General features: G+C 71.5%; 17 protein-coding genes. 9 read left to right on the top strand and 8 right to left on the bottom strand.

The window, feature by feature from the left end; all coding sequences use genetic code 11:
• The first annotated feature begins 180 nt into the window (after window positions 1-180).
• Window positions 181-435: a hypothetical protein gene (locus LJ657_RS19135; protein WP_232649838.1), complete on the top strand. Its 255-nt coding sequence runs from the start codon at window positions 181-183 to the stop codon at window positions 433-435.
• Window positions 436-519: 84 nt separating this feature from the next.
• Entirely contained in the window at window positions 520-1,128 is a 609-nt protein-coding gene (locus LJ657_RS19130) for a hypothetical protein (RefSeq protein WP_232649837.1), read from the top strand.
• A 57-nt stretch (window positions 1,129-1,185) separates the two neighbouring features.
• Here LJ657_RS19130 and LJ657_RS19125 read toward each other — a convergent pair whose 3' ends face one another.
• Complete coding sequence (locus tag LJ657_RS19125; RefSeq protein WP_232649836.1) at window positions 1,186-1,440, bottom strand: hypothetical protein; 255 nt, start codon at window positions 1,438-1,440, stop codon at window positions 1,186-1,188.
• Between the two features lie 335 nt (window positions 1,441-1,775).
• On the opposite strand from LJ657_RS19125, the gene LJ657_RS19120 reads away from it, so the two are divergent.
• The 3 genes from LJ657_RS19120 (at window position 1,776) to LJ657_RS19110 (ending at window position 6,563) form a co-directional block, all read left to right on the top strand.
• On the top strand, window positions 1,776-2,090 hold the full coding sequence (locus tag LJ657_RS19120; RefSeq protein ID WP_232649835.1) for a hypothetical protein: 315 nt from the start codon (window positions 1,776-1,778) through the stop codon (window positions 2,088-2,090).
• A 255-nt stretch (window positions 2,091-2,345) separates the two neighbouring features.
• The gene (locus tag LJ657_RS19115) at window positions 2,346-2,846 is read left to right on the top strand and encodes a hypothetical protein (protein ID WP_232649834.1); all 501 of its coding nucleotides are present in this window, start codon (window positions 2,346-2,348) and stop codon (window positions 2,844-2,846) included.
• Between the two features lie 510 nt (window positions 2,847-3,356).
• Window positions 3,357-6,563: an amidohydrolase family protein gene (locus LJ657_RS19110; protein ID WP_232649833.1), complete on the top strand. Its 3,207-nt coding sequence runs from the start codon at window positions 3,357-3,359 to the stop codon at window positions 6,561-6,563.
• Window positions 6,564-6,707: 144 nt separating this feature from the next.
• Here the strand turns inward: LJ657_RS19110 and LJ657_RS19105 are convergent, their stop codons facing one another.
• Window positions 6,708-9,110, bottom strand: a complete 2,403-nt coding sequence (locus LJ657_RS19105; protein WP_232649832.1) for an ABC transporter permease — start codon at window positions 9,108-9,110, stop codon at window positions 6,708-6,710.
• Window positions 9,107-9,811 carry an ABC transporter ATP-binding protein gene (locus tag LJ657_RS19100; RefSeq protein ID WP_232649831.1) on the bottom strand — a complete coding sequence of 235 codons (705 nt, stop codon included), beginning with the start codon at window positions 9,809-9,811 and terminating at the stop codon, window positions 9,107-9,109. The genes LJ657_RS19105 and LJ657_RS19100 overlap by 4 nt, the downstream gene beginning before the upstream one ends.
• A 204-nt stretch (window positions 9,812-10,015) precedes the next feature.
• Between LJ657_RS19100 and LJ657_RS19095 the strand changes: the two genes are divergently transcribed.
• Window positions 10,016-11,344, top strand: coding sequence for a sensor histidine kinase (locus LJ657_RS19095; RefSeq protein ID WP_232649830.1), 1,329 nt, complete (start codon window positions 10,016-10,018; stop codon window positions 11,342-11,344).
• Window positions 11,341-12,030, top strand: a complete 690-nt coding sequence (locus LJ657_RS19090) for a response regulator (protein WP_232649829.1) — start codon at window positions 11,341-11,343, stop codon at window positions 12,028-12,030. The genes LJ657_RS19095 and LJ657_RS19090 overlap by 4 nt, the downstream gene beginning before the upstream one ends.
• Before the next feature lie 223 nt (window positions 12,031-12,253).
• On the opposite strand, the gene LJ657_RS19085 is transcribed toward LJ657_RS19090, so the two are convergent.
• The 4 genes from LJ657_RS19085 to LJ657_RS19070 all read right to left on the bottom strand — a co-directional run bounded on the left by LJ657_RS19085 (window position 12,254) and on the right by LJ657_RS19070 (window position 16,376).
• On the bottom strand, window positions 12,254-13,285 hold the full coding sequence (locus tag LJ657_RS19085) for a LacI family DNA-binding transcriptional regulator (RefSeq protein WP_232649828.1): 1,032 nt from the start codon (window positions 13,283-13,285) through the stop codon (window positions 12,254-12,256).
• A 75-nt stretch (window positions 13,286-13,360) separates the two neighbouring features.
• Window positions 13,361-14,197 (bottom strand): ATP-binding cassette domain-containing protein, encoded by an 837-nt coding sequence (locus tag LJ657_RS19080; RefSeq protein ID WP_232649827.1) that lies wholly within the window; start codon window positions 14,195-14,197, stop codon window positions 13,361-13,363.
• Window positions 14,194-15,207, bottom strand: a complete 1,014-nt coding sequence (locus tag LJ657_RS19075) for an ABC transporter permease (protein ID WP_232649826.1) — start codon at window positions 15,205-15,207, stop codon at window positions 14,194-14,196. The genes LJ657_RS19080 and LJ657_RS19075 overlap by 4 nt, the downstream gene beginning before the upstream one ends.
• A 152-nt stretch (window positions 15,208-15,359) precedes the next feature.
• The gene (locus LJ657_RS19070; RefSeq protein ID WP_232649825.1) at window positions 15,360-16,376 is read right to left on the bottom strand and encodes a sugar ABC transporter substrate-binding protein; all 1,017 of its coding nucleotides are present in this window, start codon (window positions 16,374-16,376) and stop codon (window positions 15,360-15,362) included.
• 227 nt (window positions 16,377-16,603) lie between these two features.
• On the opposite strand from LJ657_RS19070, the gene LJ657_RS19065 reads away from it, so the two are divergent.
• Both LJ657_RS19065 and LJ657_RS19060 read left to right on the top strand, forming a co-directional pair.
• Window positions 16,604-17,548 (top strand): carbohydrate kinase family protein, encoded by a 945-nt coding sequence (locus LJ657_RS19065; protein WP_232649824.1) that lies wholly within the window; start codon window positions 16,604-16,606, stop codon window positions 17,546-17,548.
• A 42-nt stretch (window positions 17,549-17,590) separates the two neighbouring features.
• Window positions 17,591-17,884 carry a putative quinol monooxygenase gene (locus LJ657_RS19060; protein WP_232649823.1) on the top strand — a complete coding sequence of 98 codons (294 nt, stop codon included), beginning with the start codon at window positions 17,591-17,593 and terminating at the stop codon, window positions 17,882-17,884.
• Between the two features lie 63 nt (window positions 17,885-17,947).
• Here the strand turns inward: LJ657_RS19060 and LJ657_RS19055 are convergent, their stop codons facing one another.
• Window positions 17,948-20,893 (bottom strand): SpoIIE family protein phosphatase, encoded by a 2,946-nt coding sequence (locus LJ657_RS19055; RefSeq protein ID WP_232649822.1) that lies wholly within the window; start codon window positions 20,891-20,893, stop codon window positions 17,948-17,950.
• Window positions 20,894-20,932 lie beyond the last annotated feature (39 nt).

Below are 20,932 nucleotides of genomic sequence, written 5' to 3'. Positions count from 1 at the left end.
ACAGCGCGGCCGGCGGCCTGCCGCCGGAAGAGTTCGAACGGACCGTCACCGCAGCACGCAAGAAGAGCGACCAGAGGTGCCAGGCCGCATAGGAGAGGTCTCTACGAAACCAGGGGATTGACAATGGCGCTAGCGTGGGCCCGTGCCGGAAGGGCGCTGGACGAGTGGAAGGGGCGGCCCATGACCACGCCGTACGCGGACGGAAACGGCCCGTCCATCCCCATGCCTGAGCTGACACTGCCGGCGCTGCGACAGGCCGTGGCGACGGTGGCTCCCTCCCGCCTGCCCGAGTTCTTCGACGACCTGCAGAAGGCGTTCGTCCGCGCCGGGGACGAGGACAGCGTCGTACCGATCCGCATGTTCTACTTGCTGCCCGCCCATCCCAGGCCGGCTGCCCGCACCGGGGCGGCCAGCAAGCCTGCCCACGCCGACTAGCGGACTGCCCGCCAGCCCTGGGCCAGTGTCACGAACTCGTCACTCTGGCGCGTCCGCTCTGGTGAGCGGGTGAGAATCGCGCACATGAGCGTGATCAACTGGGGTGACGTCCCCACGTGGCTCGGAACGGTGTTCGCTGCAGCAGCAGCGGGTGCAGCAGTGTGGACGTTGAAGAGTCAGCGAGACCAGATCCAAGAACAACGGGTCTTCATCGCTGAGCAGTCGGCCACGATGGAACTGGAGCGTGCTGAACTGCGCTCCGCAGCCGAGGGTCGGCGGTGGGCGCAAGCACGGCGCGTGCGCATGCATCACCAGCCCGCATGGTCGACGCCCGACGCCGAGGGGAACGCTGGGCCGGACGACCACTGGGTAGTCCTTGCGAGCAATGACAGCGATGCGCCCGTGCACCAGGTGGAAGTCCGCTTCAGCTCGGCTTACACGGCAGCCGAGGCCTATGAGCTGAGTCGGGAGTCTCTACGGGCCGACCATGGGGAACGACGCACGATTCCCCTTCACCTGGTGGGCCCCAGTCGAAGGGTTCGCTTCCACTCTCAGCGGTGGCCGGCAACCACAGTGCACAACAACCGCCCCACGCTGTACTTCACCGACGACGGCGGGGTGCGGTTGTCGCTGGACTCGTACGGCAAGCTTGAGGAGACCGAGCAGCAGCTAGATCGTCCGCTACCAGCGTGAGCGGGCCCGGCCACTGACGGGGGCGACGGCGGGGCCTGGTCTCAGCGTGCCAGCAGCTCAGGGCTGCTGCGGGTAGTACACCGAAGTGCCCGCGTCGGGGTAGTCCTGGAAGAGCTCCCTCTCCAACGCCCAGCGAGCGTCCCTTAGTGCATCTTCGGCCTGCGTCAGCCTCTTGTGCGCAAGGCTCTCAGGCCCCGTGCGGGGGAAGGTATTTGCCACCTTGACCGCTAGGCGCACTAGTTCCCTCTGCATCTCGGCCAGTTGCTGTCCGATCTGGGCGTGCTCTTCTTCGTTGAGACGTGGCTTCGTCATGCGACCATCGTCCCTTTTTCGGTGTGCCGGGGACGGACTTCGGCTTCGTCTTCACTCAGAGGAGCTTCACTTGCTAAGGGTGCCGCGACGGCGATGCACGTCGGCGAGGTCGTAGATGGCCAGCCCGTCATCGGTGCACCGCACGCGGATCCCCGCTTCGGATCCGGCGTCGTCGGCTTTGCAACACCCTCAGATAACTGGGTGGAGTGGCGGGACGGTGGGCCGGGCCCCTAGGAGCACTGAGCCCTTGGATGTTTTGCAAGCCTCGCCAATCTCCTTACAGGCAGCCGTGTTGTGGGTCACACTGGCGTCTCTGTCTTGAGTCGGGGGGGACGATGAGTGGTTCGTACATCAACGCGCCGATCCGAGCCCGCATGTATGGCTCCACGCTGCACAAGGTGGTGTGGGTTGTCGTGGTAGTGCTGTCTGCCGGTTTGCTGGCGCCGCCGTTGTTCCTCATCGCGGCGAAGAAACGTGTCGTCGCCATGTACGTGCCCGCCCTTTACGCCATCTTCGCCTGGGGGACGCCGGTGGTCGCGTCACTGGTTGGCAACGCGAAGAACTGGTCGGGCGGCGTGCTGGTGTTCACGTTGATCGTCGCGGCTGTGCATGCGGCGATCCTGGACACCGACTGGAAAGCTGCCCGGTAGTGGTGGGGCTTGCGGTCTCGCTGGTTCGGCTGATGCTGCGCCTGACCGTGGGAATGATCGACATGATGTTCTGGGCGTGCACGCTGGGAAAGGTAGACCCACGGATGCGCCGGTTTGTGTAGGGCCGCCGGGCCTACGGCGAGTCACCTCGAAGAGACCGCTCCGAGGTGACCCATGGCCTGCGGCTGTTGTCGATCATCCTGCTGTCATGGCCTGCCGAGGCTAGAGTCTGCACTGAACAGCCTTGGGGGCTTCGTGATCCACAAACGTGCGGCCGTCGCCGCCACTGCCGTCTGCGCACTCACAACCGTCGCCTGCGGCGCCGGTAACAGTTCCGGCCCCGATACCGAGCCCATCGCGCCAGCGATGGCCGCCGGGCTGCCCCACACGCTCGTGGGCAGCGACTACAACTCTGTCAGCCTCCTTGAGACCCAGACGCAGAACGGCACCATCACAGGCACCCTCGACGAGACGGAGGTGAAGTACAACAGCCCGGAGCATCAGCGTGCGGTCGTCACGGGAACGTTGCAGGGATCCAAGGTCACCCTCACGGTGAAGTTGACGCTAGGTAGCACGGTCATTGACGGCACCCTCGACGGCGACGCTCTTACTCTGCAGGTGCCGCAGTCGAACGGCCAGATCGAGGACTACGTGCTGAAGCCTGGCAGCGTCGACGACTACAACCAGCGCGTCGCCGGACTCGAGTCCGATGGCAGCCCCAGCCCGACATCCCAGCCCTCCCAGAAGTTCTACTGAGCCTTCGGCCGACCAGGTGGGAATGCCGGCGACGTCATGCCCCCTTCTGTTCCTGCCCGTTGGTGCGCCCGTAATGGCGCCGGGTCGACCGGCCGGAGGAGCCTAGGAAAGTCTGTCCGGTGCCAGAGCTCTTCCGCTGACATCCAACGCTGACAACAACGACCCCAAACAGGGGCGACCCACAACGGTCGCGGACAGCACCGACGCACGAGGCGTTGGGCGACCAGGCCGGGGGCAGACCCGAACTCCTAAAGCGGTTGTCGACCGTGGAGTTGGGCATCAGCGATCCGCCGCAAGTCGGCGAACCGCTCGTCCTGTCGAGTTCCACCTGCCAGATCGCTCAGGGCGTACGCCGGGTACGTGAACGCGTCCATGGTGTGCGACTACGCACCCCAATTGCCGAGACGCACCGCGCTGACACGCGACCATGGCCGGGCGCCGGCGACACGGCAGAGTGATGGCCGGGGACAGCGTTGAGCCCGAGGCTGCTGGTGCAGCAGTGTTGCTGCCATGGACTGTGACCGGACCTCCGAGACCTCCGCCGCCTCCTCCTTTCGTCCGACCCGTCGTCAACTCCTGGCTGCCGCCAGTGCGTTGCCGCTCCTGGGTGTGACCGCGCCGACCGCGCGAGCCCGCACCGGCCTCCCCGCCCTGTCCTTCAGTCAGGCCACCAACGGCTCGGCCACCCTCGCCGGTGACCACCTGATCGCCGAGGTGCAGGGCACCCTCTGGTCGCTGCCCCGCTCGGGCGGCAAGGCCGAACCGCTGACCCCGGCCGACCTCGAACCCAACCGGCCCACCCACTCCCCGGACGGCACCCTCGTCGCCTTCTGCGCCTACCGGGGCGGCGGCTTCCACCTCTGGACCATGCGCCCCGACGGCTCCGACCTCCGCCGGCTCACCGACGGCCCCTGGGACGACCGCGGGCCGGCCTGGTCACCCGACGGCACCCGGCTCGCCTTCGCCTCCGAGCGCGGGGGCGACCCCGAAGGCCCGGCAAGCGGCAGTCCGTATCGCATTCACGTCCTTGAGCTGCGCACCGGCCGTATCACCCGCGTCACCGGCCTGACCGGCCAGGACGGCCCCCTCCAGGACGGCCCGTGGGAGGACTTCGACCCCACCTGGTCACCGGACGGCAGCAGCATCCTCTTCGTCCGCGCCAAGCCCGTCGCGACGCCTCTGGGCACCGGCCTGGACGCCCGTACGATCGCCGCCGTCCCCGCCGACGGCACCGGGCCGGTCACCGTGCGGCACACCGAGACCGAGGCCGCGCAGGTCATGACCCCCGCCGTCGCCGCCGACGGCCGCCTGGCGTATCTGCGCACCACGGCCGCCCCGAACGCCTCCTGCACCCTGGTCGTCGACGGTCACCCCGTCCCGGTCACCGGCGACATCGCTCCGGTGCCCCCGCGCTGGACACCGGCAGGGCAGCTCCTCCTGACCCTCGACGGCGCCTTCACCCTCGTACGACCGGAGAGCCCGGAGCAGCCGCAGACCATCCCCTTCGAGGGAGTGCTCCCCGTGCGGCGGCCGCGGTATGCGACCAAGGAGTACGACCTGGGGGAGCCCGGCCGGGCCCGTCCCGTGCGCGCCATCCATCTGCCCGCGCTGTCGCCCGACGGGCGGCAGATCGCGTTTGCCGCCCTCAACTCCCTCTGGCTGGCGGGAAGTTCGGGCGGGCTTCCGCCTCGGCGGCTGCACACCGCACCCCGCACCCGCTATCTGCTCGCGCCCGCCTGGGCCCCCGACGGCCGGTCGCTCGTCTACGCCGACGACCGCGACGGCCTCCTCGGTGTGTACCGTCACGATCTCGCCACCGGCGAGGAGACCGCGCTCGCGACCGGCGGCCGGGTCCACCCCGCGCTGTCCCCGGACGGGCGGCGGCTCGCCTGTCTCGACCTGACCGGCCGGCTGATCGTGCGCGACCTGGCGTCCGGCGAGGAACGCGTCCTCGTCACGCCCCTCGGTGGCGGTGGTCTGCCCGGCCGTCCCAGCTGGTCGCCCGACGGCCGTCACCTCGCCCTCTGCGACCGCAACCGTCTCAACTCCCGCTTCCGGGAGGGCTACAACCTCGTCCGGCTCGTCGACACGTCGACGGGCACCGACCGGCTGCACGCGGTGGCGCCCCACACCTCGATCTCCGACCGGTACGACTCCGGGCCCGTCTGGTCGCCCGACGGCCGCTGGATGGCGGTGATCGTCGAGTCGGCGCTGTGTCTGCTGCCCGTCGCGCCCGACGGCACCCCGGCCGGCGACCTGCGCACCCTCACCACCGAACCTGCCGACCACCCGTCCTGGTCCGGCGACTCGACCACCTTGCTGTACCTGTCCGGGGGCCGGCTGCGGCTCGTCGCCGTCGACGGCGGCCCCGCCCGCACCGTCCGCGTCCCCCTCGACGCTCCCAGACCCACCCCCGCGGACGTGGTGGTGCACGCGGGACGCCTCTGGGACGGCACGGGCGAGACGACCCGCGAGGACGCCGACATCGTCGTACGAGCCGGACGCATCACGGCGGTCGAAACCCACCGGTCGTCCGGGCGTACGGCGGCCCTCCGCCGCATCGACGCCTCCGCGCGCACCGTGATCCCCGGCCTGTGGGACACCCACACCCATCCCTGGCAGAGCACCTACGGCGGCCGCCAGACCGCCGGCCAGCTCACCTACGGCATCACCACGGCCGTCTCCCTCGGCGGCTTCGCCTACGAGCAGGCCCGCATCCGGGAGGCGGTGGCCACCGGACAACTCGCCGGGCCGCGGCTGCTGACCACCGGCGAACTCCTCGACGGGGCGCGCGTCGCGTACAGCATGGGCCGCGCCCACCGGACCCGGGAGGGCCTGCGCCGGTCACTGGAACGGGGCGCCGACCTGGACTGGGACTTCGTCAAGACGTATGTCCGGGCGCCCGGTTGGGTCATGGAGGAGGCGGCCCGCTTCGCCCACGAACGCCTCGGCGTACGCACGGGAGGCCACCTGCTCTCACCGGGCGTACAACTCGGCCAGGACCTGACGACCCATCTACAGGCCACACAGCGCGCCGAGTTCGGGCACGCCATCACGGCAACGGGCCGTGCCTACGAGGACGTGGTGGAGATCTACACCGCACAGGCCGTGCACTTCTCCATGATCGCCACCCCGTTCACCTCCGCCCCGCTCCTCGGCGCGGACCCCGCCCTCGCGGACGACCCGCGGGTCACGGTGGTGATGCCCCCGTGGGACACGGCCGCTGTCCGCCAGTCGGCGGGCGTCCCGCCCACCGCGGCCCAACTCGCCACCCTCCGCACGGAGACCGACATCTACCGGCGCATCCTGGCCGCCGGCGGTCTGGTCGCCCTCGGCACGGACCAGCCGCTCGTCCCCGTCGGCCTCTCTCTCCATCTCGGCCTGCGCGCCCTGCACCGGGGCGGCCTCTCCCCGGCCCAGGCCCTGCGCACCGCAACGGTCCTCCCCGCCCGCCTCTTCGGCGTCGACGACGACCTCGGCACGGTCGAGGAGGGCAGGCTCGCCGACCTGACGGTGATCGATGGTGACCCGTTCACGGACTTCGCCACCCTCGTCCGTACGGTCTCGGTGCTCAGGGGCGGAGTGCCGTACACGACCGAGGAGTTGGTCGCCGCCTTCGAGCCGTCGGCGGGGCGTACGACGGCGGCCGAGGACGACTGGCTGGGACTGGGACGGCTGATGCGAAGGGACGGCTGCTGCGACGGGCACGGCGCCTGAGCGGCTCCGGCGGCTTCCGCCACGCGGGTGCGGCGGGTCGCGACGGGTGCGCAGGTTGTCGATGGCCCGTCGCGGCCCGCGGCGGAAGCTGTACCTCGGCACAGCCGGTGGCCGCTTGGTGGGCCGAGGCGGTGAAACCGCCGCTCACTCGCTGCGCAGCGCGCTCGCCGTGTCCTTCCGGGCGGCCCAGCCGGCCGGCAGCAGCGCTCCCGTGATCGCGATGAGCAGGCCCCCGAGGCCGAGCAGGGCCAGCAGGGGGGCGTGGTAGACCGCGATGTCCGGTGTCGGCAGGGTCATGCCTACGGCCTTGCCCATGAGGGGCGTGATGTACCGGTGCAGGGCCACTCCGACGGGGACCGCGGCGGCGCCGGCCGGCAGGCCGATCACGGCGACCGAGGTGACGACCATGGTCATGGCCTGACGGGGCGCCATGCCCAGGGCCTTGAGGACACCGAGGTCGTGGACGCGGTCGCGGGTGTCCAGGACGACCGTGTTGAGCACGCCCAGGCCCGCTACCGCCACGAGCATCAGGGTCAGCATCCCGACCAGGGCGTCCATCGTCACGATCACATCGGACGTCTCGGTGGTGTTTGCCTGCGCCATGGCGCCGACCGGGTCCAGTGCGGCGTTCAGCGAGGTGAGGTACCGCGTCAGATCCGTGCCCGGTCTCGTCTGCACGGTGTACCGGCCCGGCTTCGCGTCCAGTCCCAGTGCCGCGAGGGTCGAGGTCCGGGTGAGGAGTTCCATGCCCTGGCCCGCGGTGAAGAACGCCTCGCCGACGATCCGTACCGACGTCTTCCGGCCCTGCTCGGTCAGGGTCACGGTGTCTCCGACCCGGATTCCGGCGGCGTGCAGGAACCGCGTGGTGACCACCGCCTGTCCCGGACCGTCGAGCCAGCGGCCCGAGACCATCTGCGGGGCGGCCCACGACGCGTCGCCCCGGTAGGCCACCACGTCGGTGGCGCCGGTGATCCCGGACGCGTCGACCTGTGCCTGAGCCGTGCCGTAGAAGCGCCTGGTTCCGTGCTGGGCGCGGAGGGCGGCGTCGACCGCCGCCGGGTCGGCCTGCGGGGCACCGGGGCCCCCGCCCGCGTGGACCGCCTCGGCGCCGGGCGGTGCCTGACCGCCGCCCGCCTCCACCACGACCGAACCGGCCGAGTCGAGCATGCGGCCCGACTGGACGGCCCCGAGCGTCAGGGCGAGCCCGACCCCGAAGGTGACGGTGGCGGCTCCGAAGGCGACCGCGGCGGCCGTCGTCGCCGAACGCGCCGGCCGGGCAAAGGGGTTCCCCAGCCCGAGGCCGACCGCGCGCGGCAACGGCAGCCGTCCCGTCAGGCGGCGCACCAGACGCCCCCGGCCCGCGCCGGGCGTCCGCCCCACGGTGATCGCCTCCACCGTGCGCAGCCGGCCCGCCCGCAGCGCGGGCACCAGCGCGGCACCGGCGACCAGGGCGAGGGCCGCGGCCGGCACAACGGCGTCGATCCACACGGGAATCGACGCCGACGGGCCGTCGAAGGCCCTGCCGACGTCACCGAGCACCGGAAGGGCCAGCAGATTGCCCAGGACCAGCCCCAGCGCGCAGCCGGCCGCCGCCGGGATCAGCGCCTGCCCGACGTAGGACCGGACGACCTGCGCCGGGGTGAAGCCGAGGGACTTGAGGATGCCGATGCGCCGGGTCGCCGCGCCGACCGCTCCGCTGACCACGATGCCGATGACCAGGACGGACAGGAGCAGTCCGAGGACCCCGAAAGCGGCCAGGAAGGGTACGAACGCCATGGTGTTGGCGGTCTGCTGCTGCCTGACGGTCAGATAGGAGCCGGAGCCGGTCAGCGCGCCCCGCGGCACCGCCGCGGCGATCGCGGCACGGTCGGCGGCCAGTTGCGCGTCCGTACCCGCGTGCCGGAAGCGGTAGAGCATCTCGTACGTGGGCGGGCTGCCCTTCGCGGTCAGTGCCCCGGCCTGCGCGGGAGTCACCCAGGCATCCGCGGTGCCGGTCACCGAGCGGGCGACGCCGACCACGGTCATCGTGGGGCTGCCCGGCGCGGCGGGGAACCTCAGCCGGGCGCCCGGCTGCACGGGCAGTCCGCTGTAGGCCACCACGATCTGGCCGGGCCGGGTGGCCCAGCTGCCGGTGACGAGCGTGACCCCGTCGACGCGGCCCGCGCCGTCCGCCCGGCCGACGACGGTCAGCGGCGGCAGGTCGACACCCGACGGCAGCGCGTCCGAGCGGGACGCCGTGCGCGGGCGCAGCGAGAGGCTCCGGAAGGGGCCCGCCGCGGCGGTCACGCCCGACGTGGAGGCGGTCGCCGCGAGCTGCGTGGCCGTCACCTTCGTCCCGTCGAACCGCGCGGTGAGATGGGCGCCGTGCTGCTCGGCGAAGGCGTGGTCGAAGGGCGCCCGGGCCGCGACGAGCAGCCCGGTGGCGAGCACCGACGCGGTGACGGCCATGAGCGTGGTCAGGACCATCACCGCGGTCTGTACGCGCCGCCGGCCTATACCGGCGCGCACCACCCGGCCTAGGGCGCTCCCCCCGCCCAGGGCGCTCATCGGGCCACCGCCGTCGCGTGCTCGGTGTCCCGTACGATCCGGCCGTCGACCAGCTCGACGGTCCGTGTCGTACACGACTCGGCGAGGACCCGGTCGTGGGTGACCAGGATGATCGTCTGCCCTTCCGCGTTCAGTTCGGCCAGCAGTTTCCGTACGTCCTCGCCGGAGGCGGTGTCCAGCGCGCCCGTGGGCTCGTCGGCGAGCAGCAGGGCCGGACGGTTCATCAGGGCGCGGGCGACCGCGACCCGCTGACGCTCCCCGCCGGACAGCGTGCCGGGGTAGGCGCCCGCGTGCCGGTCGACGCGGAGGTGCTCCAGCAGCCCCGCGGCACGTCTGCGGGCCTCGGCCCGGGGCAGGCCCGCCAACTGGGCGGGCAGCAGCACGTTGTCGGTGACCGTCAGGTCGTCCAGCAGGTTGAAGAACTGGAAGACCATGCCGACCTTCGCCCGCCGGTACCGCGCCGATCCGGCCTCGCTCAGCCCGTCCACCCGCACTCCGTCGACCGTGACGCCGCCCGCGGTCGGCCGGTCGAGCCCGGCGACCAGATTGAGCAGCGTGGACTTGCCGCTGCCGGACGGCCCGAGCACGGCGACCGCCTCTCCGGCGCGCACGCTCAGTGTCACGTCGGCGAGGGCCGGCGGCCCCTCCCCGTACGTCCGGGTCACCTCGCGGATCTCGATGACGGGCTCGGTCGCTGCCACGGTGCCTCCAGGGGCGGGCGGTTGACGGTTCGGCCCGACGGTAGGGGCGGGGGCGGGCCGGGGGCGTCGGCTGCGAAGGCGAGACGGTCTGCCCTCCCCGGATGACCCGTCCGCCGCGTCATCCCTGCGATGTACGCGCCGGATGTAGCTGTCGTCCACAACAGGAGGGATGTGGCCGGGGCCGGGGCTTGCCACACTGATCGCATGGGTGGGGCTGTGCGGGCGGAGATAGTGGAGCGGTGGCGGGCGGCTGTCGCGGCCCTGCGGGGCAGGAGCCCGCTGCCGGGTCCGACCCGGTGGATGTGGGCGGCCGACGCGATCCTCGCCTTCGTCCTCGCCGGCTGCACGCTGGTCGCCGCCCGCAGGCAGGGCAGCGGCGACGTCCGGGTTCCGCCGGTGGTGGTGCCGTGGACGCCGGGTGTGCCGGTGCCGGAGACCCCGCCGGACGCCCCGCTCCCGCCGGCGGATGTGGTGCAGCACCTCGGGGCGGTCCAGCCCTGGCAGCTGGTGCTGGGCGCGCTGACCGCGTTGCCGCTGGTGGTGCGCCGCCGGTATCCGCTGGCCGCGTTCTGGGCCGTGATCGGTGCGAGCCTGCTGTTCAACCAGCGGCTCGGCGGCGGTGACGCGACCGTCTACACCTTCCTCTCCTGTGTGGTCGCCGCCTACAGCGCCGCCGTGTACAGCCCCCACCGGGGCCCCGCGCTCACGAGTCTGGTGGTCGGCGCCGCTCTGCTCGCCCTGTTCCACGACGAGAACTTCCCGTCCTTCACCCCCGGTCTGGTGCCGTTCCTCGCGCTGCTCGGCGTGGGGCTCGCAGCCAACGCGATCCACACCTGGAAGCAGCGCCTGCGGGTCCTGGAGGAAGAGCACGAGAGCGCCACACGGCTCGCGGTCGACCGCGAACGGTCCCGGATCGCACGTGAGTTGCACGACGTCGTCACCCACAATGTGAGCGTGATGGTGATCCAGGCGGGGGCGGCACGCAAGGTGATGGACGGCTCGCCCGACCGGGCCCGCGAGGCACTGCTGGCCGTGGAGGCCGGCGGGCGCACCGCGATGGCCGAACTCCGCCACGTCATGGGCCTGCTCACCATGGCGGGCGACGGCCCCGACCCGGCCACCGAGGCCGACCTGGCACCGCAACCGGGTCTGGGCCAGGTGCCGGCCCTCACCGACCGCCTGCGCAAAACCGGCGTCCACGTCGAACTGGCCGTCACCGGAACCCCCGTACCCCTTCCGGCCGGCCCCGACCTGGCCGCGTACCGCGTGGTGCAGGAGGCGCTGACCAACACGGTCAGGCACGCCGCGGGCGCCCGGGTGCGGATCGCCGTCGACCACGTCCCGGGCGCCGTGCACATCGACGTGTCCGACACCGGCGGCACCTCCGAGGCGCCGGCCGGTCCCGGCGGCGGCCACGGACTGATCGGCCTGCGGGAGCGCCTCGCCGTCTACGGGGGCACCCTCCAGGCGGGCGAACGCCCGACCGGAGGCTTCCGGGTGCATGCCGTCATCCCGGTCGAGGAGCTGCTGTGACCGAGCCGCCGCGCGTGGTGATCGCCGACGACCAGGCGCTGGTCCGCACCGGATTCGGCATGATCCTGGCGGCGGACGGTATCGACGTCGTCGCCGAGGCCGCCGACGGGGACGAGGCGGTCGACGCGGTCCTCCGCACCCGCCCCGACCTGGTCCTCATGGACATCCGGATGCCCGGCACCGACGGCCTGGAAGCGACGCGCCGCATCCTCTCGGGACTGGTGCCCGATCCGCCGCGTGTCCTCATCCTGACCACCTTCGACCTCGACCGTTACGTCTACGCCGCGCTCACCGCGGGGGCCAGCGGCTTCCTGCTCAAGGACGTCACCCCCGAACACCTCGTGGCCGCCGTCCGCCTGGCCCGCACCGGTGACGCGCTGCTCGCCCCGGCCATCACCCGGCGTCTCGTCGAACGCTTCGTCTCCCGCGACCCCCGGACGGCCGCCCTGCACCGGGACCTGTCCGTGCTCACGCCTCGCGAGCTGGAAGTGCTCCGTTCGCTCGGCGGCGGCCTGAGCAACGCCGAACTCGCCACGCGCTTCCATCTGAGCGAGACCACCGTGAAGACACACGTCTCCCGGATCCTGGCCAAACTCGGCCTGCGCGACCGCGCCCAGGCCGTCGTCGTGGCCTACGAGACGGGACTGATCACGCCGGGCGTGGGCGCCACGGGGTCGGAGGCGTAGGCGGGAGCGCGGCTCCCGCCGGGATTCGGCCGACAGGGTCAGGCATCCGGGAGCGCGGGGGCGGCGCGTTGGCTGGATCCGCGTGCGCGACCGCGACGCGCAGACCGTTGTCATGGCGTACGAGACAGGTCTGCTCGCTCCGGAGCGGTGGAGCGGCGGAGCGGTGGAGCGGCGGAGCGGTGGACGGGGAAAGCCATTCCCGTCCACCGGTCCGCCGCCGATGTCAGGCCTCCTGCAGTGCGGGCGAAGGGCGTTCGCCCGAGCCGCGGACGATCAGCCGGGTGGGGACGGTGATGGTGCGGGCCCGGGAGCGGTCGCCGTCGAGGCGGGCCAGGGCGGTGGCCGCGGCTGCCCGGCCGATCTCCTCGGGGTCCTGCGCGACGACGGTCAGGGCCGGTTCGAGCGCCTCGGCGAGCGGGACGTCGTCGAAGCCGACGACGGCGATGTCCTTCCGCTTGCTGCGGGCGAGTTCGGCGACCATGCCGAGCGCGACCATGTTGTTGCCGGCGAACAGGGCCGTGGGCGGATCGGCCTGGGCGAGCAGCTGGGCGGTCGCCGTCGCCGCCGCCGGCTGGTCGTGGGCGTTGGTGACCAGCGAGCGGTCGTAGGCGATATCGGCCTCCTGCAGCGCCGTACGGTATCCGGCCAGGCGTTCGCGGCGGGTGTACAGCTTCACGGGCAGGTCGCCGATGAAGCCGATGCGGCGGTGGCCGTGGGCGATCAGGTGGGCGACGCCGTCCTGGGTGCCCGCACGGTTGGAGCTGACGATGCTGTCCGTGGACAGGCCGACTCCCGGACGGTCGAGGAAGACCACGGGCAGCCCCGCCGCGCGGTGGCTCTTGAGGTGGGAGTGGTCGGCGCCCACGGACGGCACGATCATCAGGATGCTGACGCGCCGGGCCAGGAACTTGTCCGTCAGGGCCCGTTCCCGGCCGGGGTCGTCCGCGGAGGAGCCCATGAGCAGCGTCAGCCCGCGCTCGCCGACGGTGTCCTCTATGGCGCGGGCCACGGCTCCGAAGAAGGGGTTGGCGAGGTCGGGGATGACCAGGCCGATGGTGGTGTCCGGGCCGCCGACGCGGATGTTGCGGGCCATGAGGTTCGGCTGGAAGCCGAGTTGGGCCACGGCGGCGAGGACCTGTTCCCTGGTCCGGGGCGAGACGGGGCCGTCCTCGTTGAGGACCCGGGAAACCGTCTTGGCACTGACACCTACTTCCCGGGCGACGTCGGCCAGGGTGGGGCGGCGGCTCGCAGCCATGGAGGAACGTCTCCTGTCAGCCCCCGGGTTCCGGCCGCGGCCTCGGCCGGAACATGCGGGAGCTGGGTCGTGTGGTCAGTTGGCCTGAACTCCGGCCGCCTTCGCGGCCTCGGAATCCGCTACGACGGTACCTCCGGCCTCATCGACGGTGAGCGCGCCGGTCATGATGGCGACGACCTCCGCCATGGAGTAGTCGGACGGCTTGATCACCGCAGCCCGCTTGCCCAGCCGGTGGACGTGGATCCGGTCGGCGATCTCGAAGACATGCGGCATGTTGTGGCTGATCAGAACCACCGGCAGGCCCTTGTCGCGGACGCGCCGGATCAGGTCCAGGACCTGCCCCGACTCCTTGACTCCGAGGGCGGCGGTCGGTTCGTCCATGACGACGACGCTGCCGGCCCAGGCGACGGACCGGGCGACCGCGACGGCCTGCCGCTGTCCGCCGGAGAGGGTCTCCACCGACTGCGTGAGCGAGCGCAGGCCGATCTTCAGGTCGGCCATGTGCTCGGAGGCCTCCTCGCGCATGCGCTTCTTGTCGAGCATGCGGAAGACACTGCCGAGGACACCGGGACGGCGCAGCTCGCGCCCGAGGAACATGTTCGAGGCGATGTCCATGGAGGCGGCCACGGCGAGGTCCTGGTAGACGGTCTCGATGCCGTGGGCACGGGCGCTCTGCGGACCGGAGAAGGTGATGGGCTTTCCGTTGAGGCGTATCTCGCCCGCGTCGGGGACCAGCGCGCCGGTGAGCGCCTTGATCAGGCTGGTCTTACCGGCGCCGTTGTCGCCGATGACGGCGAGCACCTCACCGGGCAGCAGGTCGAAGTCCGCGCCGTCGATGGCGGTGACATGGCCGTAGCGCTTGACCAGACCGCGGGCCTGCAGCACGGGCGTGGGGGAGGAGGTGGCGGTCATCGGGACTTCTTCCGGGAGATCTGGTCGACGGTCACCGCGAGGATCACCAGCACACCGGTGATCAGGGTCTGGTAGATGGAGGCGACGCCCATCAGCTGCAGGCCGTTGCGGAACACACCGACGATGAGCACGCCGATGAAGGTGCCCAGGACCGAACCGCGTCCGCCGAAGAGGCTGGTGCCGCCGAGCACCACCGCGGTGATGCTGTCGAGATTGTCGGTCTGCCCGGCCTGCGGGTCGCCGACTCCGGTGCGGGAGATGAGCAGCAGGGCGGCGATGCCGTAGAGCAGACCCGCGACCGCGTATATGCCGATGGTCAGGCGGGAGGTGCGGATGCCGTTCAGACGTGCGGCTTCCTGGCTGTTGCCCAGGGCGTAGACGTGCCGGCCCCAACTGGTGTTGCTCAGCGCGTAGGCGAGCAGTAGGAACAGGGCGATGGTGACCAGGGAGCCGTAGGTGATGTCGGTGTGGCCGAGCGGGAAGGTCTGCCCGAGAGCCGTCAGCGGGCCGGGCAGGCTGGTGATGGTCTGCTCGTTGGAGTAGATGTGGGTCAGCGCGAACGCCACGTTGAGCATGCCGAGCGTGACGATGAACGGCGGCAGTGGGATCTTCTGCACCAACAACCCGTTGACCAGGCCGAATCCGGCGCATACGGCGATGCCCAGCGCGATGGCGACGAGCGGGGGCAGGGTGCCGTTGGCGGCCATCTTGGCGATCATGATGCTGCCGAAGGCCATCACCGCACCGCACGACAGGTCGATGCCCGCGGTGAGGATGATCAGGGTCTGGCCGATGGCGAGGGTGCCCACGACCATGACCTGCTGCACGATCAGCGAGAAGTTACCGCCGGTGAGGAACTGGTCGGTCGAGATCGAGAAGAAGGCGCAGGCCAGGAGCAGCGCGACCAGGGGACCGGTGGTCGGTGCCGTGAGCAGTCTGCGGAGCGTGGTCGGCGCTTTGAGGTCGGCATACGGCGAGGACGTGCCCGGGGGCGTGGTCGTGGCAGTCATGCGAAGTCCTTGTCGGAAGACAGAAGTCCTTGTCCGCCCGGCACGTTCCTGGCAGGAGGACTGGAGGACAAGGGGGCGGCCGTCCCGGGCGGGGAGGAGGAGCCGGCCGCCCCGCGAGGGGGAAGGGAAGGTGTCGCGGGCCTGGGGGCGGCTTAGCCCCAGCAGTTCTGCAGGCCGAACGCGGTGTCCTTGGACGTGACGCCCGCCTGCGCCTTGTCGGTGATCAGGTTGACACCGGTGTCGGTGTAACCGGACGCCTTCTTGCCGTTCTTGGCGTAGGAGACGACCGCCTTGACGCCCTCCGCGGCCATCTTCAGCGGGTACTGCTGCGAGGTCGCGGCGATCTTGCCGTCCTTGACCGCCTGGGTGCCGGTGCAGCCGCCGTCGACGGAGACGATCAGGACGTCCTTCTCGCGGCCCTTGGCCTTCAGCGCGGTGTATGCGCCCAGCGCGGCCGGTTCGTTGATCGTGTAGACGAGGTTGATGTCCGGGTTCTTCTGGAGGCAGTTCTCCATGGCGGTCTGGCCCTTGGCCTGGTCGCCGCCGGTGTCCTGGGCACAGGCGACGTCCTTGTCCGTGGCGCCGAAGCCCTGCAGGAAACCGTTGTGACGCAGGACGCCGACGGAGACGCCCGGTGCGAGGTCGAGGGTGGCTATCTTCGCCGTCTTGCCCTTCATGGCGGCCTTCGCGTACTGGCCGATGAGCTTGCCGGCGTTGAGGTTGTTGGTGGCGAAGAGGGCGTCGACCGCGCTCTGCGGGTCGGTCGGGGTGTCCAGGGCGATGACCAGGACACCCTTGGCGCGGGCCTTCTGGACCGCGGGCACGATCGCCTTGGAGTCGCTCGGGGTGATCAGGATGCCCTTCACCCCGGCGGCGACCATGTTCTCGATGGCGGTGACCTGTCCGGCGTTGTCCCCGTCGAACTTGCCCGCGGCGGTCATCAGTTGGGCGCCGTCCGCCTTGGCGGCCTTCTCCGCGCCTTCCTTCATCTTCACGAAGAACGGGTTGGTGTCGGTCTTGGTGATCAGACCGACCTTGATGCTGCCCGAGCCGGCGCTGGTGGAGCTCGATCCGGAGCCGGATCCGCAGGCGGTGAGAGCGAGGGCCGCGACGCCCGTGACCGCGGCGGCCCTGAGGAGGGAGGGGGACAGACGAGTGGTGCGAGACATGAACGACTCCTGCGGGATGCGGGACGGCGAGCGGCGGTCTGATCGGAGCGGACTGCCTGCGGTGTCATCGTTGACTTATGTCATCGTTGACACCGCCTGGCGAGGATGATGGACTCCGGCTCGCGGCAACGTCAATGCCTTGCACTCGTCACAAATCGGCAACGTTCCCCCGCTGCAGGTCGGCAGCCGGAACGCAGCAGGAATTCAGCCGGAAAGAAGGCCAGCCCATGAGCTCGCGTCAGATCACCGTCCTGGGGGAGTGCGTCGCGGACGCCTTCGCCGAACCGGCCGGCGCCCCGCACGAGCTCGCCCTGCGCGTGCTGCCAGGCGGCGGACCTGCGAACACGGCCGTGGCGCTGGCCCGGCTGGGCACTCCGGCCCGCTTCCTCGCGCGGCTCTCCGGCGATGTGTTCGGCCGTCTGTTCCGGGCTCGTCTGGAGGCGTCGGGAGTGGATCTGTCCCATGCCGTCGCGGCCGCCGAACCCAGCACGCTGGCGGTCGCGGAGCTGGACGCCCTGGGGCAGGCCGCGTTCTCCTTCCACGCCCAGAACACGGCCGACTGGCAGTGGACACCGCCCGAACTGGCCGGGGTGGACCTGTCCGAAACCGCCTGTCTGCACACCGGTTCCCTCGCGCTGGTACGTGAGCCCGGCGCCGCGGTGGTGGAGGAGTTCCTGGCGGCCGCCGCTCCCCGGGCCACCATCAGCATCGACCCCAACGTACGGCCGCTGCTGGTCCGTCCCGAGGCCTACCGCGCCCGGCTGGAGCACTGGTGCGGCCTCGCCGACGTACTGCGGCTGAGCGAGGACGACCTGGAACTCCTCCTGCCGGACACGCCGCCCGAGAAGGCCTGCGACATCTGGCACACCGCCGGAGCGCGGCTCGTCGTGATCACCCGCGGCGCCGAAGGGGCCCTGGCCTCCCTCGACGGTGAACGCGTCCAGGTGCCCGCGGTCGAGACGGAGGTGGTCGACACGGTCGGGGCCGGGGACTCCTTCACGGCCGGGCTGCTGCACCACCTCGGTGCCCGCGGGTTCCTCGGCGGCCGGCTCCCGGACCTGGACCTCGCCGCGGTCGCCGAAGCCTGTGCGTTCGCCACTCGGGTCGCGGCTCTGACCTGCGCGGTCGCCGGCCCCAATCCGCCGTGGCAGGGCGACTTGGCCAAGCGCTGACCACCCCCGGACTCCACCCCGACAACGCAAGGAGACACCCCAGTGACCAAGACCCTGTTCGCCGAGTTCACCGCCCGCGAGGGGGCGGAGGACGAAGTCGCCCGTCTGCTGCGGGAGTACGCCGAGAAGGTCCGCGAGGAGGAGGGCAACCTCGCCTTCGACGCCTACACCAAGGCGTCCGGTCCCCGCGCCTTCTGGATCTTCGAGGTGTACCGCGACGAGGACGCCTTCCAGACACACCTCAGGCAGCCGTACGGCGCCCCGTTCAACGCCGCCCTCACCCCGCTGATCGAGGAGGACGCCTCCGTACTGACGTTCCTCGACCCGCTGACCTGACCTGATCTGGCCTGACATGATCTGACCTGACCTGACCTCATCCGTCCTGATCCGCTCGCCAGGTCAGAGATCACTTGAAGCGCCGGGCAGGGGCTGTTCGGTCCAGATGGACTTTCCTGTTCGGGTGTGGCGGGTGCCCCAGCGCCGGCAGAGGGCGGAGATGAGCTGCAGTCCGCGCCCGTCCTCGTCGGTGGCGGAGGTGTGTCTGATGTGCGGTGTGGTCAGGCTCGCGTCGGAGACCTCGCAGATCAGTGCCCGGCTGCGGAGCATGCGCAGCCGGATGGGGCCGTAGGCGTGCCGGACGACGTTCCCGACCAGCTCGCTGACCAGGAGTTCGGTGGTCATGACCAGGTCCTCGTCGGTCAGGTCCCATTCGGCGAGCTGGCCGCGGGCCAGCTCGCGGGCCTGGCCCGCCGCCACCGGGTCCTCCGGCAGCGGCCACTCGGCGACGTTCTCCGCCGCCAGCGGGTGGGTGCGGGCCAGCAGCAGGGCGGCGTCGTCGGTCAGCGCGCCGTGGTCGGGGAGCAGCGCGGAGGTGATGGCGCTGCAGAGGGCGTCCAGGTCGGAGCCGTCCGCCGGCCCGGCCGGCCGGGCTTTCACGGACTCGAAGAGGAACTCGGCGAGGCGGTTCATGCCGGTGGTGACATCCCTGTCCTTGCTCTCCACCAGCCCGTCGCTGTAGAGGGCGAGCAGGCTGTCGGCGGGCAGCAGGGCCTCAAGGGTCTCGAAGGGGGGCGTGGCCACCCCCAGCGGCGGGTCCGGGGTCATGGGCAGGAAGGTGACGGTGCCGTCGGGCTGGGCCACCGCGGGGGGCGGCTGACCGGCGCTGGCGTACGACAGCTGCCGGGTCACGGGGTCGTAGATGCCGTAGAGGCAGGTGACGAACGTGTCGGTGCCCAACTCGCCCACGATGTCGTTGAGATGGACGAGGATCTCGTCGGGTGGCAGCTCCAGCTCGGAGAGGGTGCGGACGGCTGTCCTGAGCCCGCCCATGGTGGCGGCCTCGGCCATCCCGTGTCCCATGACGTCGCCGATCACCAGCGCCACCCTGGCCGCGGAGAGCGGGATGACGTCGTACCAGTCGCCGCCGACGTCGGCTCCCTGCTTGGCCGGCTGGTAGCGCGCCGCCACCGTCACCTCGGGCAGCTCGGGCAGTGCCTGCGGCAACAGACTGCGCTGGAGCGTACGGGCCCGGGTCGTCGCCTCGTCGTAGAGCCCGGCCCGCTCCAGCGCCTGCCCGATCAGTCCGCTGAGCGCCGTCAGCAGGGTTCGCTCGTTGTCGTCCAGTCCCCGCGGCCGGTCGAAGCAGATCACCGCCGCGCCGATCCCGCGCCCCGACACCGCAAGCGGCAGAAAGACCCACGCCTCCTGGCAGCCCTCCCGGATCAGGGCCCCGGCCTCCGGGTAACGCTCCAGGAACTCCTCCGGGGAGGCGATGTAGAGCGGGGCGCGGGTGCGCAGGGCGTCCCCCACCGGGTTCGTGGTGTCGCGCACGGTCCACTGTCCGTCCAGCAGCCGGGTGAAGCGCTGCGAGTATCCCCGGGAGCCGATCACGGTCAGCCGCTCGCCGACCACGCCGAGCATGATGAGTCCGGTGGCACCGAGGGGTGTCATCACGCCGTCGGCCAGCGCCGCCATCACGTCCTGCGCCGTGACCGCCTCGGCCAGCTCCCGCGTGATCCGCTGCACCAGAGCCGCCCGTTCCCCGGCCGCCCGCTCCGCGGCGGCCCGCTCCACCTCCCGCAGATGCCGCTCGGTGGTGTCGGTGATGTAGAGCGTGAGGCCTTCCGGCAGCGGCACCAGCCGCAGGTGGTACCAGGACCTCCCGTCCGGCCACGGCACGTCGAATCCGGCCGGGCGGCCCTCGGCCGCGATGGCCCGGCACCGCTGCTCCAGCCCCGGCACGGCACGAATCGCGGGAACCTGCCACAGCACGGCTCCCGCCACGTCTCCGGCGGCGCCGAAGAGCCGCTCGGCGGCCTGGTTGAGAAAACCGATGCGCCAGTCCGTGTCCAGGGCGACGAAGCCGTCGCTCATGTGCCGCAGCGCCCGCCCCACCGACTCGGCGGCGTCGTGCGTCTCGTCGCTGTTGCGGAGGGTGCCGATCACCTTCACCGGAGTCCCCTCCTCGTCCGCGATCGTCCGGGCGCAGGCCTCGATCCAGAGGTACGTGCCGTCCTGGCGCCGGATCCGGTACTCGCTCTGGAAACCGCCGCGCTGCTGGATGCCCGCGTCGAAGCCGGCCACCGCCCCCGGCAGGTCCTTCGGGTGGATCAGCGCCGCCCACGCCTCGATGCCGTCGCTCAGCACCAGCGGATCGATGTCGCCCAGCACCTCCTCGACCGGCCCGTCGGACGCCAGCTCGCCGGTGCGCAGATCCCAGGTGTACGTGACGGAGGGCGCCCCTTCCGCGTCGTCCGCGTCCTCCACGTCCTGCGGGGAGCCCTCCCGCTGTGCCGGCCCGTTCTCCAGGGCCTGCAGCAGCGTGGGGGACGGGTAGAGGGTCCCGGACGACCTGAGCCGCTCGGACATCCAGGCGGCCACCTCGTTCAGGAACGCGTGCTCCGTCGCACCGCGCTCGACGCCCGGGGCGAAGAGGACGGAGAGGGCGCCGCGTCGACCACCGCCGCCCGGAATGGGCACGGCCAGGTGACCGATGCCGGCGGGGAGCCCGGAGGGCCACAGGGCGGCGGGGTCCCGGCCGGGCATCGGGTCGGGCGGGGCCAGGTCGGGCTGCCAGGCGACGATGTCACTGCGGGCTGCCCTGCTGGGCGGCGCCTTGCCCCGGGCCGGGATGATCAGCCAGGGCCGGGTCATCGACTCGGGCAGGCCACTGTCGGCGACCAGGTAGAGGACGCCGCTCATGCCGCCGCCCGGCAGATGCACCATCCCGCCCAGGCCGTGCACCTCGGCCACGGCCTGCTGGAGCGCGGTCAGCACCACCTCGACATCGCGCCGGTCCTCGTCCACGGCGCCGAGCAGCCGCATCCGCATGCGCTGCCGCTCCAAGGGCGCAACGGCACCTCTGGCATTCACCACGCCCGCCTG

Origin of the sequence: Streptomyces guryensis, assembly GCF_021261325.1 — a bacterium.
GTDB classification, from domain to species: domain Bacteria; phylum Actinomycetota; class Actinomycetes; order Streptomycetales; family Streptomycetaceae; genus Streptomyces; species Streptomyces guryensis.
The sequence above is the reverse complement of the archived record's forward strand: the minus strand, read 5'-3'. Positions and strand labels throughout refer to the sequence as shown.